The 16679-nt window shown below is 47.8% G+C and carries 8 protein-coding genes; 4 read left to right on the forward strand and 4 right to left on the reverse strand.

Features of this window, described 5'->3' with window-relative positions:
* Nucleotides 1–35 precede the first annotated feature (35 nt).
* The 4 genes from nrdE to NSQ55_RS06955 form a co-directional block, all read right to left on the reverse strand.
* Nucleotides 36–2120, reverse strand: a complete 2085-nt coding sequence (gene nrdE, locus NSQ55_RS06940; protein ID WP_339172188.1) for a class 1b ribonucleoside-diphosphate reductase subunit alpha — start codon at nucleotides 2118–2120, stop codon at nucleotides 36–38.
* Nucleotides 2107–2466, reverse strand: coding sequence for a class Ib ribonucleoside-diphosphate reductase assembly flavoprotein NrdI (gene nrdI, locus NSQ55_RS06945; protein WP_036675861.1), 360 nt, complete (start codon nucleotides 2464–2466; stop codon nucleotides 2107–2109). The genes nrdE and nrdI overlap by 14 nt, the downstream gene beginning before the upstream one ends.
* A 403-nt stretch (nucleotides 2467–2869) precedes the next feature.
* Nucleotides 2870–4519 (reverse strand): helix-turn-helix domain-containing protein, encoded by a 1650-nt coding sequence (locus NSQ55_RS06950; RefSeq protein WP_076185377.1) that lies wholly within the window; start codon nucleotides 4517–4519, stop codon nucleotides 2870–2872.
* 30 nt (nucleotides 4520–4549) lie between these two features.
* Nucleotides 4550–6373, reverse strand: a complete 1824-nt coding sequence (locus tag NSQ55_RS06955) for a sensor histidine kinase (protein WP_081387872.1) — start codon at nucleotides 6371–6373, stop codon at nucleotides 4550–4552.
* A gap of 227 nt (nucleotides 6374–6600) precedes the next feature.
* Here NSQ55_RS06955 and NSQ55_RS06960 point away from each other — a divergent pair, with 227 nt between their 5' ends.
* From NSQ55_RS06960 to NSQ55_RS06975, 4 genes are all read left to right on the forward strand, one after another.
* A complete protein-coding gene (locus NSQ55_RS06960) occupies nucleotides 6601–7944 on the forward strand; it encodes a sugar ABC transporter substrate-binding protein (RefSeq protein WP_036675860.1) in 1344 nt (447 codons plus the stop codon).
* A gap of 99 nt (nucleotides 7945–8043) precedes the next feature.
* Nucleotides 8044–8982 carry a sugar ABC transporter permease gene (locus tag NSQ55_RS06965; protein WP_036675858.1) on the forward strand — a complete coding sequence of 313 codons (939 nt, stop codon included), beginning with the start codon at nucleotides 8044–8046 and terminating at the stop codon, nucleotides 8980–8982.
* A gap of 15 nt (nucleotides 8983–8997) precedes the next feature.
* A complete protein-coding gene (locus NSQ55_RS06970; protein WP_081383301.1) occupies nucleotides 8998–9837 on the forward strand; it encodes a carbohydrate ABC transporter permease in 840 nt (279 codons plus the stop codon).
* Between the two features lie 149 nt (nucleotides 9838–9986).
* Nucleotides 9987–16673: an S-layer homology domain-containing protein gene (locus NSQ55_RS06975; protein ID WP_339172195.1), complete on the forward strand. Its 6687-nt coding sequence runs from the start codon at nucleotides 9987–9989 to the stop codon at nucleotides 16671–16673.
* Nucleotides 16674–16679 lie beyond the last annotated feature (6 nt).

Genomic DNA, 16679 nt, shown 5'->3' on the forward strand with positions numbered 1-16679 from the left:
TTGCAATCTCCTTTTCTGCGGCTATAGCCTTCCTTTTAGATCGAGCAGGTGAGGCATTCCTCGACGGACAGCTTTTTGGTCCGTGTGTAATACAGCGACTTCAAGCCTTTATGCGCCGCATACAGGTAGGAGCGGGCCAGTTCTCTGGTGGAAACATCACTGTTAACATGCAGAACGGTCGAGATACCCTGGTCGATATGGGGCTGAATTTCCGCGATCAGATCGATTACCTTGAACTGGTCCATCTGGTAAGCCGATTTATAGAAAAACACATTGTCCGGCCGCAGGTACGGCATCGGATAATAAGTAGTTGAATTAGCATAAGTCCGAGTCTCAATCTGCTCAACAATCGGCATAACGCTTGAAGTGGCGTTTTGGATATAGGAAATGCTGGCCGTTGGCGCAATCGCCAAACGGTAAGCATGGTATAGGCCATTTGTTTTTACCGCATCCCGCAATTGTTCCCAGTCTGCTGGGGATGGGATATAAATATCTCCGAATAACTCTTGTACCCTTGGGGTAGCTGGACGGTAATCAGTAGTCAGGTAACGCTCGAAATAAGCTCCCGTAGCATAATCAGAAGCCTCAAATCCATGGAAAGATCGGCCCGTTGCGGCAGCGATTTCCATGCTTTTCTCTAGCGAGTGGAAATTCATAGTCATAAAGAAGGTCCGGGCAAAATCGCGGGCCTGCTCGCTTTCATAAGCAATGTTGTTCTTAGCCAGATAGCCGTGCAGATTCATGACGCCAAGACCGACAGAGTGCATTTCCTTGTTTGCTTTGGCTACGCCTGGGGCATTGGAAATACTGGTCATATCGCTAACAGCGGTCAGGGCGATCATGCCCTCATGTACGGATTCACGGATTTTGCCATGTTCCATCACGTTAACAATGTTCAAGGAAGCCAGATTGCAGCTTACATCGCGGCGGATTGTACTCTCCTGTCCGTAGTCGGCAATCTCTGAGGTCTCCTGCAGCTGAAAGATTTCAGTACAAAGGTTGGACATTTTGATCTGACCGACGTTTTTCAGGGCATGGGCCGCATTGGCATTGCTCTTGTTCATGATATATGGATAGCCAGATTCCAGCTGGATCATGGCAATTTTGGTCAGCATATCCCGTGCGCTCATAGCTTTCTTCTTTTTGACACGTGGATCGGCCAGCAGCTTATCATACATGTCATCCAGATCCATATCGTCGAGATGCGTGCCGTAGGCTTTGTACACACTGTAAGGAGCAAATACATGCAGCGCTTCATTGTCCTTCGCCAGCTTATAGAAGCGGTTTGGAATAATCAGGCCGATGGACAGGGTTTTGAGTCTTGTTTTTTCGTCGGCGTTGATTTTCTTGCTGTCGAGGAATTCCAGAACGTCCCAGCCAAAAATATTGTAATAGGCTGCTCCTGATCCTTTACGTTGACCCATCTGATCTGCATAGGAGAAGCCGTCTTCCATCAGCTTAAGTACAGGTATAATTCCCTTCGCAGCATCCTCAACACCCTTGATAGTTTCACCACGGGAGCGTAGCTTGGATAGGTTAACGGCCACACCGCCACCGATCTTCGACAACTGCATGCAGGTATTCAGCACATAGTTGATGGAATTGAGCGAGTCGTCCATTTCGATTAGGAAGCAGGAGACGAGCTCACCACGCCGGCTCTTACCGGCATTTAAGAAGGTTGGTGTCGCAGGTTGCAGGCGCTGTTCCATCATCGAACGGGCAAGTACCCCCGCAGTATCGGCATTGCCGCGTCCCAGGTGAAGGGCGACTGCCGCCACACGGTCCGGGTAATGCTCCAGATATTGTTTGCGGTCATTGGTTTTTACAGCGTAATCCGTGTAGAATTTCGAAGCTGCCATATAAGATGGAAAACTGAAGTTGTAGGCGTGGGTAATCTGGTAGACTTCTTCAATTTCCGCCGTGCTGTACTGTTCATAAAAATTCTCGTAGAAATCCTGTTCAATCATATAATCAACCTTGGCTTTTGTATTCGCAAAAACCAGACTCCGCCGCTCTACATCCCGCATAAATTCGGCTACTGCCTCAAGATCTTTGTCTAGCTGAAAGAAGCCACTTTCGTCTCTCTTCATCAACATGTTGTTTAATTCAATATGCCGCAACCCGGCTCACCTCCTGTTTAATCCGTTCTACATCGCCAAATGTACCCGATAACTCAAATTTACCGATAACGGGCACGTTATACCGATCTGCAATCAAGTCCGCGCTGTGCGCGAACAGCTCGCCCCAGTTCTTATTGCCGCTGGCGGCGATGCCCTTCAGATTGGCATTATTGTTCTTCAAGAAAGTAGACACCTTTTCTGGAATCTGTCCAAAGCCGGTGGTATATGTAATAAGCACATAGGGCTCATCAATCGTCATATGCTCCTCAATCTGCACAGCCGGCAACTTAAGTTTGCTGATGAAGCGTCTGACATTTCCTGTTTTTGAATCATACGCGACTAGCATGGTGTCTGTCCCCCTGTAAATATTAAAAACTATTGAAAATAGTATGAAAACTGAATGGATAAGCTATAAATACTGAAAAATCGTATCTATACTATATTTAGTGTGCGTTGTTTATTTTAATTACTATATGTTGAAAAGTCAATATGGGAACAGCAGTCTTAATAGCTGGGAAAGTGTCTCGTAAGCGGTTTTTTGGTAGACTTTTAGGGCAGAAAGACCGGAGTATTAGCATTTTGCTAGTTTAAAAATAAAAATAAAAAAATTGCAGGAATAAGGGTGATACTTAGGGATGCTGCTGAGGGTGATAGCAAGCCAATAAATCTGCAAGGAACAGAGCCTGCTCCTTGCAGATTTATTGGCTTTATTTTTGCGAAGTGGGATTATTCTTAATAATCTCTTGATCTCAAGAACGGTTGTTCACTCCGAGGCTTCGGTCAGATGGTGAATCTGCTTTAAGTTGCTGCATGTATTCCCTGGGGGAAATTCCGGTTACCTTTTTGAAAACTTTACTGAAATAGAAGGCACTCTCATATCCCAGCTTCTGTGAGATTTCGTAGATGCGACCTTCCCCACGTGCCATCATTTCTTTGGCTGTCGTGATTTTGATCTCCGTGATATATTCCACATAGTTGACCTTGGCAACCTTGGAGAAAAGGTGGCTTAGATAGTTGGGACTGAAATTGAAGACATCAGCCACTTGATTGAGCGAGAGCTTAGTTCCGAGATTTCGTTTAATATACTCTTGGACATTTTTGACGAGCTGCTCCTTGTAGCTTTGTCTGCGGGTAGAGAGGATGTCTGAGCAACCGTCCCGGAACTGGATCAGCCAGCCAGCGATCTCTTCAATCGTATGCATCTGGTAGATAGCCCGGTAGCCCTCCGGTTCATTTTCGAAAATTTGTTCCACAATGTTCTCACCGTCTGCGAGCAGTGAAGTGGCCATGTACAGAATGTTGCAGGCGGCATCAGTGGCGGGAACCAGCAGGTCGGCCCGGCCGTCGAAGATTTCGATCATTTTGGAGATAATGGCGTATAAAGCTTGGGTATCCATTTCTTCAAAAGCACGGCGGATCTCTGTACGCAATTCGGAGAAATCAAACAACAGATGATCCTGCTCCAGCGACTCTCCTTCGGCAAAAAACACAAACGACTGTGCTTTAACCGCAGCAGGAAGCGCTTTTCGCGCAGCGAGGTAGCTTTCCCGCAGCAAATAAGGATCCTCGACCGCAAAGCCGATCGCGCCGATGATCCTTACATTGAAGTAGTTATGGAGTATGGAGGCCATATGGGTCAATAGCATTTCAATCTCAGGCATCCATTGCCGTGAATCCGTCCCGTTGACGGGCAGGGTTACAGCAAAATTGCGCAAGTCCAGACTGCTCACATAACAAGGTCTTATGGAAGTAAGCGTATCTTTGGCCATTTGGACGGTACTTGAACACAGAGCAACCATTTTATCGCCGCGGGGCGGGACACTGTCTGGCCCCAAAATACGGCAAGTGCAGACTAGATAAGCAGGTTCCTTGAGCTCAAGGTTTAAATCATCTCTCTGCAAAAGGTACTGGTTTTTATTTGCGAATAAGTTATTGAACAGGCGGATGAAAAATTTATCGCGTTGAGCTTGTAGATTGCCTCTATGAGCAAGCATGGGATAGCTGTCTAGGGTTTGAAAAGCCTCCAACTGGGAAATTGCTTTCCGAATCGAGGCATCAAGTGCCTCTGGTGTCAGTTCTAGCTTCACTAGATAATCTGTGGCTTGCACTTCAATCGCTCCACGCGCGTATTCGAATTCCTCGTAGCTTGTTAAGATGATGAACAGCGGAAGCCGGCCGTGTTTTTTGCGTACCGCATTGGCAACTTCTAAGCCGCTTTTAATTGGCATTTTTATATCGCTGATTACGATGTCAGGACGTAGGGTGTCAATCATTTCTTCCTCTTGAGCCCCGTTGTGTGCAATGCCGACAATTTCTATATTATATTGCTCCCACTTCAGCATGGACTGCAAGCCGATGCAGACCAGCGCCTCGTCATCAGCAATTAACAACTTGATCAATTCCATCACATCCTTGCTTGATATGCTACTCTATTCCTTTTGCAGGAACGGCAGAAGAATCTTCATCCGGGTATATTGGCCCGACTCACTCTCAATCGAAAGACCGTAATTATCCCCAAATGCCAGGCGCAAACGTTCATTTACGCTGCGGAGTCCAATATTCTCGGGCATTTCTTTGCTTCCATCACCTGGATTCGACAGAATCGTGGAGATTTCTTCTTCCTTCATCCCTACACCATTGTCTTCAATCGTAACTAGAATATCGGCGAATCCACTTTTGGTCACCTTAATGAGAATTTCTCCTCTGCCTTTGGGCTCGATGCCATGGAAGATGGCGTTCTCGACCAGGGGCTGGAGCGTGAATCGTGGAATTAGGCCGGTTAGCAGTTCCTCGTTGTCAATCTCCTTTACCATAGAGACCGTACTGCCATAGCGGTATTTCTGAATTAGAAAATAATCATCCAGCAGGCTCAGCTCATCTTTCAACGGCATTAGTCTACGGTTGTCTTTGGCGATGCTGCGCAGCAGTCTGGATAGTGAAGTGGTCATTTCCGCGATGCCGGTAGCATTCTGAATTGTAGCCATCCATTTGATCGAATTCAGTGTGTTGTACAGGAAATGGGGATTGATCTGACTCTGCAGCATCCGGTATTCCAGCTCCTGCTTCTGTTTCTCGTCAGCGAGCCGGCTGTCCATAAGCGCTACGATATCTTGGGACAGGCGGTTAATGCCCCGGCCGACATCGCCAAGCTCGCTGTTCCATTCGATATTGCGGTCCAGCAGGAAATTGCCCTGGGCGATCTTATCAATCCGCTTCTTCAGTTTTTCCACCGGAAGACTGATGGTACGGGTCAGATACAGCGTAATGATAGCGCTTAAGACAATAACCAGGAGACAGACGCCGAGCATAACCAGAATCCATATATTTGTCTTGGGAGCGAACAGGTCATTGGATAAAGTCTGTGACAGAATGACTCCGCTGCGGACGGGATAAGATACCACGATATGGCTCTCTTTCTCGTCCTCGAGCTTGACCATGGACAGCTCAGTTTGCGGACCGACAGGTTTATCATTGGTATAGGCCACCGGTTCATACGGCTCTGCAATGGCGATGACCTGATCGCCGATGAGCTGATAATGATGATTGCCGAGCGTCAGCAGCAGCCGGGAATTCTTCGGCAGGGAGTACCCTTTCAGCTTGTCGGTAATAACAGTGGTATTTGCTAACAGGTACACCGTTCCAACCCGGGAAGCCCCTTTGCCGTAAATAGGAAAAACAAATGGAATCCCGTTCGTATTAGACAGCGGGTCCTTGATCACCCGGTCCCATTTCTCCTCGGCATCATTGCTAAGGCCGGTAATTTGACCGATATTGTGTATGGTAAGCGGAACAGAGGTGCCGGTTTTATCCACCTGCAGAAACTTTCCGTTGCTGTCCGTAACAATCAGACGGCGGGCATAGCTGTTGGAGCGGTTGTTCAGGAAGTCCTGCTGCATCGAGTTGAATACATTAACTGCTTCCTTAGAGCTAGCCTTAGGTGAGCTGAAGTAGTCTGTAATCAGGGTATTAGTAGAAGAGTTAGTGCTGCAGGTCATCGCCAGCGATGACAGATCAATTAAATCCTGTTCAATAATATGGGATACCAGCTGCAGATTGAACTCGGTCGCCTGGATGGTTGTTTTACGCTGATAATAAGTAATTAATTCATAGCTAAAAAAAGACAACAGCGACGCTATCAGCAGTGCGAATACGGCCATGAGCAGAATAATGCGACTTTTAATGGTGGATTTTCTTACCGTATTTAACACTCCTCTACAAAATGTGAAAACATATAAAGCGTTTTCATATACCATAGCATATTCCTGCGTTCCGATACAGGGGGAGGTACATAAGCTGAATATTTTACATGTTTTAGATAGAAAATTACAGGTTTGAACCGGAGCAGGAAAGAAGAACACAGAAAAGTGAATGAACTTTGTTTGATAATGCATGCCATTCTTGCGAAAAAAGCTATAAACTTTGAACTAAGCTCAGAAGAGCCGATCGTAGTTACACAATCAGAAGAAAAGGGGATATTTAAATGAAACTGAAAAGATTCTATGGCATAACCCTCGCCACAGTATTCTCCATGAGTCTGTTGGCTGGATGTTCTGGTAATAACAACAACGAAGGTGCTGCTGCAACGACAGCTCCAGCAACGGGGAATTCTGCAAACGCTTCCGCTGAACCGAGCCAGGAGCCTGTGACTTTGAAATGGGCCTTGTGGGATTGGGAAGCTACCGCTTACTACAAGCCGCTAATCGATGCCTATAAAGCTGAGCATCCGAATGTAACAATCGAATATGTCGATCTGGGGTCGACGGACTATATGACCATGTTAAGCACACAACTGTCCGGTGGCGCAGATCTGGACGTACTTACAATTAAAGATATTCCGGGCTACTCGAACCTTGTGAAACAGAATCACCTAGAGCCGCTTAAAAGCTTTATGAGTGGCAACGCTATTGATCCTTCGGTATATGGAGGTACTGTAGAACAAATCGAAGTGAACGATGAGGTGTATGCGCTTCCTTTCCGCAGCGATTTCTGGATTCTCTACTACAATAAAGATTTGTTCGACAAAGCAGGCGTGGAATATCCAAGCAATGATATGACATTCGAGCAATATGATGAGTTGGCCAGAAAAATGACTTCCGGCAGCGGTTCTGAAAAAGTGTACGGAGCTCACTACCATACTTGGCGTAGTGCGGTTCAACTGTTCGGTATTCTGGACGGCAAGAACACTGTTGTTGACGGAAACTACGATTTCTTGAAGCCAACCTATGAGCGGATCCTGAAAGAACAGGAAGACGGCATCGTAATGGATTACGCCACACTGAAGACTTCAAGCACGCACTATTCTGGCGTATTCTACAATAATTCCGTTGCTACTATGAACATGGGCAGCTGGTTTATCGCTACACAGATTGAGAAAGTGAAGAGTGGCGAGTCCCAATCGGCTAACTGGGGCATTGCGAAATACCCTCATCCGGATGGTGTGGAAGCCGGTACAACCCTGGGTACAATTACTTCCCTAGCTGTAAATCAGAAATCCAAACATAAAGAAGCCGCACTTGATTTCATGAAATTCGTGACTGGTGAAGAAGGCGCTAAAGTCATTGCTTCCACCGGAACCATTCCAGCGATTAAGAATGATGAAGTTATCAATTCCATTACTTCCATCGAGGGCTTCCCTACGGATGAGAACAGCAAAGCGGCACTGACTACTGTTAAGACTTATCTGGAAATGCCTATGCATGAAAAGAGCGCAGACATCGAAGTTATTTTGAATGAAGCGCATGACAATATTATGACTAAAAATGCTTCGATTGACGAAGGTTTGGATGATATGAATGCTCGCGTACAGCAGCTCTTGAATAATTAACCTTAAGAGAGCCGGTTCTAAGGGCGGGTGAAAGCCCGCCTTTTATATTAAAAAGTATAGATTTGTGGGGAAAGTTTTAGAAGGTTTGGAGGAGAAAGAATGCAGAACGAAACCATATTGGGTACAAAAAAGATCCCTAAACGTCATTTGTCAAAAGGTGTCCGGGAAAACCTGGTAGCTTACAGCTTCATTGCGCCGAACTTTATCGGATTTGCCCTGTTTACACTGGTACCTATGTTTTTTGCCTTTATCCTTGCTTTTGTGAAATGGGACGGGGCCAATCCAATGAAGTTTATCGGGCTGGACAATTTCACCCGGTTGATCAGAGATACAACATTTCACAAAGCATTATGGAATACCATTGTTTACACTATTGGCGTAGTACCGTTCACCATGATTGTCGCGCTGGCGCTGGCGATTCTGCTTAATCAGAAGATAATGGCCCGCAATTTCATGAGAACCGTATTCTTTTTCCCTTATGTAGCATCCCTGGTAGCCGTTGCTGCCGTATGGAACTTTATCTTCAGTCCTACGATGGGTCCGATCAACAATATCCTGCATACCCTTACCGGTATCCCGCTGGAGGATCTTCCCCGCTGGGCAGCGGATAAACACTGGGCGATGTTCACAGTAATACTGTTTACAGTGTGGAAAAACATGGGTTATTACATGGTTATTTACTTGGCAGGTCTTCAGGGCATCAACCCTGAATTGTATGAGGCTGCTGAACTTGATGGTGCGGGCGCGTGGAGAAGATTCCGCAATGTGACGGTCCCTCAACTGGCGCCTACCTCTTTCTTTGTTCTGATGATTCTAGTCATCAATTCGTTCAAAGTCTACGATATCTTTATCAACCTATTTGCCGGCGCCGATAACCAGTTGAATGATTCTACAAGGGTTATGGTGTATCAAATCTACAATACGGCGTTCCGCTCGCTTGATTACGGATATGCCAGCGCCATGGCCATTGTATTGTTTCTGCTGGTACTTGGCATCACCATCGTCCAGTTCCGCGGCGAGAAGAAATACGGACAATAGGAGGATTCAAAAGATATGGTTGGTAAAAGTAAAGGACTTCGAATCAGCATTATGGTTCTTGTGTATATTTTGTTGTTTGCGACAGTACTGGCGATGCTGGTTCCGTATATATGGATGTTGTCTTCTTCACTCAAGATGAACAAAGATGTCTTTTCCTTCCCAATGCAGTGGATTCCACAGAATCCGCGCTGGGAGAATTTCGCGGATATCTGGACACGCATTCCGCTGGGCCGTTTTATTTACAATACGGCGAAACTATCGATTATCGTAACGATTCTACAACTACTGACTTCCAGCTTTGCTGCGTACGCGTTCTCCAAACTGCATTTCCGGGGAAAAAACATTCTATTCCTTGGATATATTGCAACGATTGCGATCCCTTGGCAGGCTTACATGGTGCCGCAATTTATCCTGATGCGTTACATGGGACTTAACAATACGCATTTGGCAATCATACTGCTGCAGGCATTCTCGGCATTTGGAGTATTTCTGATGCGCCAGTTCTATCAAGGTGTTCCGGATGAATTATGCGAAGCTGCCCGTATTGACGGCTTGAGCGAATATGGAATTTGGGCGCGAATCATGCTGCCGCTGTCCAAGCCAGCCTTGTCTACATTGACGATCTTCACCTTCGTCGCCACCTGGAATGACTTCCTGGGGCCAATGATTTATCTGACAGATACGAAACTCAAGACTATCCAAATCGGACTAAGAATGTTCATCTCGCAATATTCCGCCGAATATGGCCTGATTATGGCCGCGAGTGTGGTGTCCATTATTCCGGTTGTAATTGTTTTCCTGGCTCTGCAAAAGTACTTTGTACAAGGTGTTGCAGCATCGGGCATTAAGGGCTAGAACCGTATTTGACCTGGCAGTTGCATGCTTCATAGGCTGCCAGGTTTTTTTATAAGTCAAAGGGATCTGTATAACTCTAGTAATTATTCATTTAACAATAAAATGAATACGCTTTCTTTTATTATTGGCCATCAAAGGAGGAGAAGAGAATGAACAGAAAGCACTTTCGAAAAAGGCTTTTCTCAATAACGATGACTACTGCGCTCGTAGTTGGGATGTTTCCGGCATTCACTCTGCCTGCAGCCTCTGCTGCTACCGTAAATTCTATCTACGCTGCCGCCCATATGGGGGCTACAACAATTGCAGATACAACGCTGCCAGCCAGCATTGATATCGGAGGCCAGAGCACAGCAGTGAACTGGAATATTGGAGCAGATACCTTTGCCGTGCCATACGATGCCGTGACCGTCAGCGGTACAGCAAACGGGGGGCCGGTCGTAGCCAGTGTTGAAGTTATTCCGCCCGCAAGTAATCCGTTGGTTTACTTTGTGGATAGCGGTAGAGGGGGCGATTCCGTAGGCAATGGGCCTACTTCCTCGCCGCTGTACGAAGCGGTCCGCACGCTGAGCGGCAGCGATTTGCTCAACCAGTCACCCGACCAGAAGTATATCAGCGGTACGGCGGACTGGGGATTTGATGATTCCGTAAACAAGGTCAAGAATTCCAAAGACGGGGGACTTACCGATCCAGCCACCGATCCGTCCCTATGGACTGTCGGACTTCGTGCCGACCCTGCCAGCAATCATATCGTGTATAAATTAAAAGCGCTTGAAGCTGGAACCTATACGCTCAGCAGCGGTTTCCATGATTGGTACGGCAGCCGCTCCCGTGTAATACGTCCTCAGATCGAGTATAAGGATGCTAGCGGGGCAACCAAGAACATCTTGTTTGACCAGTTCAACACTAATGTGACTAAACTAATTTCCGGCGAATTCACCATTCCTGGAGACATTGACGTTAGTAGTCCAATGACGTTGACTTACGCCTATGTTGCTGACGAAAAACCTATTTTGAGCTGGTTCGCCGTTGCCAAGGGCGGAATCAAGAAACAGATCGAAGAGGCTACACAGAGCGCAGCTTCTATGGTCAAGGTTCTGCTTGACGGCAACGATATCCAAGCTGACAATGTCAACGGCCTCACATTCAAGGGATTTGGCGTACTAAGCGCTAACAGCACCAGTGCGCTTTTGATGGACTATAAGTCAGAGTATCCAGAGGCTTATGCAGAAATGCTACAGATCTTGTTCGGTGGAGAACATCCGCTCATGACGCATGTGAAAATCGAGATGGGCAATGACCGCAATAACTCCACGGGACCTGACCCGGCGACTATGCGTACGGCCGATGAAGAGGCAAATGTTACCCGGCATCCCGGCTTCCAGCTTGCCGCAGATGCCAAGGCAGTGAACCCTGATCTTAAAGTGAGCATCCTGAGATGGAGTGCTCCGGCCTGGGCGAATAACAACGACAAAATCTATACCTGGTACAAAAAAACCATTCTGGCCGCTTATCGTGAATACGGTTATATGGCCGATTACGTTAATCCTTATATCAACGAGCACGCTCCAGATTTGGCGTGGACCAAACAGTACGCTGAGAGAGTCAAGACTGACAGCGAAGGCTTCAACAGCACCGAAGAGCGGGAACTGTACAACCGGATCAAGTCTGTGATATCCGATGAAGTCGGGATTGGCAGCTTCGGTGCCAGTATGGTGAGTGATCCTTCTCTGCGGGAAGCTGTGCCGATCGCTGGATACCACTACAACACGGACGACGACAGCGCAGGCAATTTCAAAAAACTTGCAGAACAATATGATATTGAGGTTTGGAACAGCGAGGCGCAGTCTACCTTCAGTAATTCCTCTTTCCGTCCCAACAACAATATGAAAGATCCTACAGTGGCAGGAACCGGCATTGGTGGTGTCGGCAGTCCGCTGGAGATGAGTAACACGATTATTAAAGGATTCGTTAACTCCCGCCGGACACACTTTATTTACCAGCCAGCCATTGGTTCCTTTTATGAAGGCGGACAATATTCCTTCAAGGAATTGGTCAGCATGCGCGATCCGTGGTCGGGATGGATTCATTATGATGCGGGTCTTGTCACTCTGCAGCATTACAGCTGGTTTGCGAATGTAGGCTGGGAGAACGAGGATAATACTGCTGGGATCTGGCGAGCGGTTCCTCAAGCCAGCTCTACAGGTGCGACAGGCACCAATCCGGTCAGCGGCCGCAACGGTTCCCCTAGCTATATAACCCTTGCAGCACCTGATAAAAAAGATTTCTCGACGGTTATCGTGAACGATAGCGAGTATTCCAAAATCTACAAGCTGCAGACAGTCAATATGGCTTATACGGGTAATCCATCCATGGAAGTATGGGAAACCCGTGCCGCTGATGCAGGAGAAGCGTTCAACAGCAATTATATGCAGTATCTCGGTGATGCCACTGCTGATGGCAGCGGGGTGTATACCGTTAAGGTTAAACCGTATTCGACCGTGACTGTGTCTACTTTGAAGAACAAGGACAAAGAAGAATATAATACACCGCTGCCTGTAGAAGGCGAGCGTACCGTACTGGATACTGATGCTACAGGAGCAGGACACAGTACTGGGGACAACATTCTGTACGCTGATGATTTTGACTATTCCAAGCAGACTGTTGTGAAGATTGGTGCAGGCGGTCAATCTGAGGGTACCCAGAGCTATATCGAATCCCGCGGCGGTTCCCAAAGCGTTATCCCGCGTTATACCCATGACCGCAACGGGGCATTTGAGGCCTATCTTCCGGACGGTTCAGACAATTATGTCCTGCGGCAGCAGCTGGACACGGGAACCATGGGGCTTGGCGGCACATGGAACAGCGGAGATCCCGTAACGGCCATCGGCGACAACCGGTGGATGAACTACAAGGCCAGTGTTGATGTATCGTTCGAAACAAACAATACTCAGGGCGGAGCCAATTATGCTGCGATAGGCGCCCGTTATCAGGGAGGTGGCAGTTCCCACTCCATAACCGGTACACCGTATGTGCTGAAATTCTGGTTCGACGGCGGCTGGCAGCTGCTGGTCAACAATAGCGCAGTTGCGAGCGGAAATGCCGCGAACGGTTCCGGCGGCGTGAAGATCGACGGATTCGATACCGCATATGACGCATGGCATAATATTGCCGTTCAGGTTGCAGGTGATAAAGTGACTGCCTATCTGGATGGGGTGAAGCTGGCTTCCTATACCGACCCTACTCCTGAATTGTCCGGCCGGGTAGATCTGGCCAGCGGCTACTATCACGTCCGCTTCGATAATTTGAAGGTGGAGAAGGTTGAGGGCTACACGCCGTATTATTCAGAGCTTCTAGACAATCTTGAGATGTATGACCTGGCAGCTGCTCCGAACCCTAAACTGATATATACCGGGTCGTGGAGCCATATAAATGGAGCGGGCATGTACATTTACCAGCGTTCTCTTTCTACCAGCCAGGCTGTAGACGCTGCAATGGAATATACGTTTGAAGGCACCGGACTGGATATTCTAGGAGCGAATAACGGATCGGCGAAGCTTGAGGTAACGGTGGACGGAAAAGTTATTGCTCTATTGGCTGATACAGTAGCTTCCAAGGAGCTGTACCAGACGTACGCACTCCGCGGGCTTAAATATGGCCAGCACCATGTGCAGATAAAGGTGGTAAGCGGCACCTTGGTTGTCGACGCGGTGGCGGTTGTTTCCGGGGAAGTAACTGGTACTGTAGATACTGCTGCTCTTCAGGCGGCGGTAACAGCCGCGAAAGAAATGAACAAACAGGATGAATATTCGGACAGAGACTGGCAGCTCTTCGTAGATGCACAGAGCGATGCACAGGGAGCACTGGATAATCCTATTTTATACAAATTGGATCAGGAAGGAGTTACTCAGCTTGAAGCACGCCTGATCTCCGCCCAGAACCAGTTGACTACGGGAGATATACGGGAGCTTGTCGCTCCTCAGGATTTGGCTACTTATGCCGGAAAACTGCCGGATCTTCCAGACAAGGTGGAAGCCACTCGGGCAGACGGATCCAAATTGCTGGTATCAGTAAAGTGGAATGTAAATGCGGCCAGCTTCAACAATCCGTATGAACGGGTAGCTGTAACCGGCACTTATGGAAATCTGAAAACAACTTGTTATGTGGAAGTGGTGCCGGAGGGGCTCTTATACTTCCTCGATGCTGGTGTATCGGTGGACGGTATCACGCCGCCGTATACATTAATCAAGGATTTTGTAGGTGACAGCTTGCTTAATAACAAGGCGGATCAGCCTTCGACAGGCAATGGGGTATGGGGGCATACCAGTACTAAGTACCTCCTTAAGGGGCTTGGTGGTGCTGTAGTTCCTTCTGATAAAAGTCAGACAGGTGTTTATGGTTCGGATACAAAAAATAATCCACTTGTATACCTGCTCCCTTTGAACGCAGGCAAATATACGATTACGTCATTCCATCGGGACTGGTGGAACAACACCAACCGCACGATGGATATTACGCTTAGCTATATCGACGCTGAAGGGAAAGAAGTGACCAAATCGGTCCGAACCGGACTCGTCGCAGGTCCTAGTGGCGCTATGATTAACTATGACTTCACGCTTCCGGTGAGCGGTACTGTGAAATACTCAATAAACAATACGTATTCAGGCAATCAGGCTGCATTGATCAGCTATGTGGCTGTAGCTAGAGATAAAGCCAGTGTTGCTAATGAGCAGGCTGTAAATGAGGCTAAGAGTATCATAGAAGGTGCGGTATACAGCGTGCAGAAGGAAGTGGCAAACAGCGAAGAAGCTGTCCAGACTTGGCTGCTGCAGACGATAGGCGCTCTGCCCGGTCTCAATGATACCGGAGTTACGATCGGTGAGATTACCTTGTCTTCCTTCCAAGAAGCAACCGATGAGACTAACGGCAGCTTCAGCTTTACGGTATCACTGAGTAAGGGAGAGGCCACAGCGGACAGTTCGGTGAGCGGAACAATCAAGCTGCCGGAACCGGATACTGTTCAGCCTTTGATTACTCTGTTAGGTGATGCAATAGTGAATTTGCACATCGGTTCTGAATATACAGATGCAGGAGCGACTGCTTATGATGACAAGGATGGTGATATTACAGACCGTATAACTACAACAGTTAGCAGTGAAGTATACGGTTTGACTGCTCTCGATACAGCGAAAGCTGATATTTATACCTTCCATTATAATGTCAGCGATACTGCGGGCAATGAGGCTGAAGAAGTGACAAGAAAAGTAGTCGTTGCACTTGATCCGGATGTAATGAAGCCGGTGATTACACTGCTTGGTGAACCGTCCATTCAACTGGAAAATGGCGCAAGCTATATGGATGCCGGAGCCACAGCGGTAGATGACCGTGACGGCGACATTACGGAGCTTATTATAGCAACGATTACGAAGAATGAGGAGAATGTGCTGGCACTGGACACTAAGGCGGCAGGCATCTACACCTATCATTATAATGTGAGTGATGCGGCGGGCAACGCGGCTATCGAAGTGACTAGAACCGTGACAGTGGGCGAAGCAGAGCAACCTCCGGTAGTGACGCCAACACCAACACCAACACCAACACCGACATCGACGCCGGAACCGGAGCCAACAACAGCACCAACATCTACGCCGGCGCCAACGGAAGCACCAGTGTGGACGGTAGCACCGACACCAGCAGTCATCCCGTCCCCAACGCCAACACCGCTGCTGCAGACCGAAAAGGTTCTTGATCGAAAGGATTTCACGGCACCGGTTGGAGGAGTAATAACGGTTCAGCTCACTGAAGCTACAGAATCCGTGCTCCTTCCAGCAGGACTATCAGGAATCATCGGAGAGAACACTCTACGTCTGGCTTGGAGTAAGGTTGCTATCGATCTGACCCCAGAAGTGCTGAAGAGCATTCAAGAAAAAGCTACTGGAGGTCAAACGGAGGGGGCGCGAATTAAGCTCTCAGCAGTGAAGGTATCCAGAGATGCTGTGGAACAGTTAATCAATAATCGGGCTGTTAATGGTTCCGTACATTTATCTGCGGCAAGTGATGTGATTAACTTCAGCTTGGAGGTTGTTGCTGCCAACGGCACTGCTGTAACGGTAACTGCTTTTGATAAACCGTTGACACTTACGTTCAACGTAGATCCGGATGCCAATATAAGCTTGCTCGGTAGCTACTATGTTTCTGCAAATGGTGCGCTTGAATTCATGGGCGGAACGTTGACTAATGGTAAATGGACTGCTGAAATACGGCATTTCAGCCAGTATGCAGTCCTGGAATACGATAAGCTGTTCACAGATGTAAGCAGTGACAGCTGGGCCAGCAATGTGATTAAGACCATGGCTGCGAAGCATATTATTGAAGGCATTTCCAGTACGGAGTTTAATCCGCAAGGGGATGTAACTAGGGCACAATTCGCTGCTATGATTGCACGCGCGCTTGGGCTTAAGGCAGGAAGCCATTCAACATTTGGTGATGTGGATTCCAAAGCCTGGTATGCCGAAGCCGTTGCAGCTGTTAGCGGAACGGGTATCGTGCTCGGACGCAGTGCGGATTCGTTCGCCCCGGATCAGAGCATTACCCGCGAGGAAATGGCTGTGATGATCGTTCGTGCTTATGAATATTTGCAGGGAAGCGAGACCAATGAACCTGCTGTAGGATCGTTCAGTGATTATTCCCAGATTCATGACTGGGCGAAGAACGCAGCAAACATCGCCGAACAGTCGGGACTGATCAAGGGACGCGGCAATAAGCAATTCGCGCCACAAGAGACGATGACCCGTGCCGAAGGTGCGCAAGTTATCTCCAATCTGCTGGGATATTTGTAAGTAGCA

Source organism: Paenibacillus sp. FSL H7-0943 (assembly GCF_037963265.1).
GTDB classification, from domain to species: Bacteria; Bacillota; Bacilli; order Paenibacillales; family Paenibacillaceae; genus Paenibacillus_AQ; species Paenibacillus_AQ odorifer.

Bases quoted from the DNA above. Each gene is read 5' to 3' on its own strand.
- NSQ55_RS06970 (WP_081383301.1), top strand. From the start codon at position 8,998: ATGGTTGGTAAAAGTAAAGGACTTCGAATCAGCATTATGGTTCTTGTG.
- NSQ55_RS06965 (WP_036675858.1), top strand. From the start codon at position 8,044: ATGCAGAACGAAACCATATTGGGTACAAAAAAGATCCCTAAACGTCAT.
- NSQ55_RS06960 (WP_036675860.1), top strand. From the start codon at position 6,601: ATGAAACTGAAAAGATTCTATGGCATAACCCTCGCCACAGTATTCTCC.
- nrdI (WP_036675861.1), bottom strand. From the start codon at position 2,466: ATGCTAGTCGCGTATGATTCAAAAACAGGAAATGTCAGACGCTTCATC.
- NSQ55_RS06975 (WP_339172195.1), top strand. From the start codon at position 9,987: ATGAACAGAAAGCACTTTCGAAAAAGGCTTTTCTCAATAACGATGACT.
- NSQ55_RS06955 (WP_081387872.1), bottom strand. From the start codon at position 6,373: ATGGTATATGAAAACGCTTTATATGTTTTCACATTTTGTAGAGGAGTG.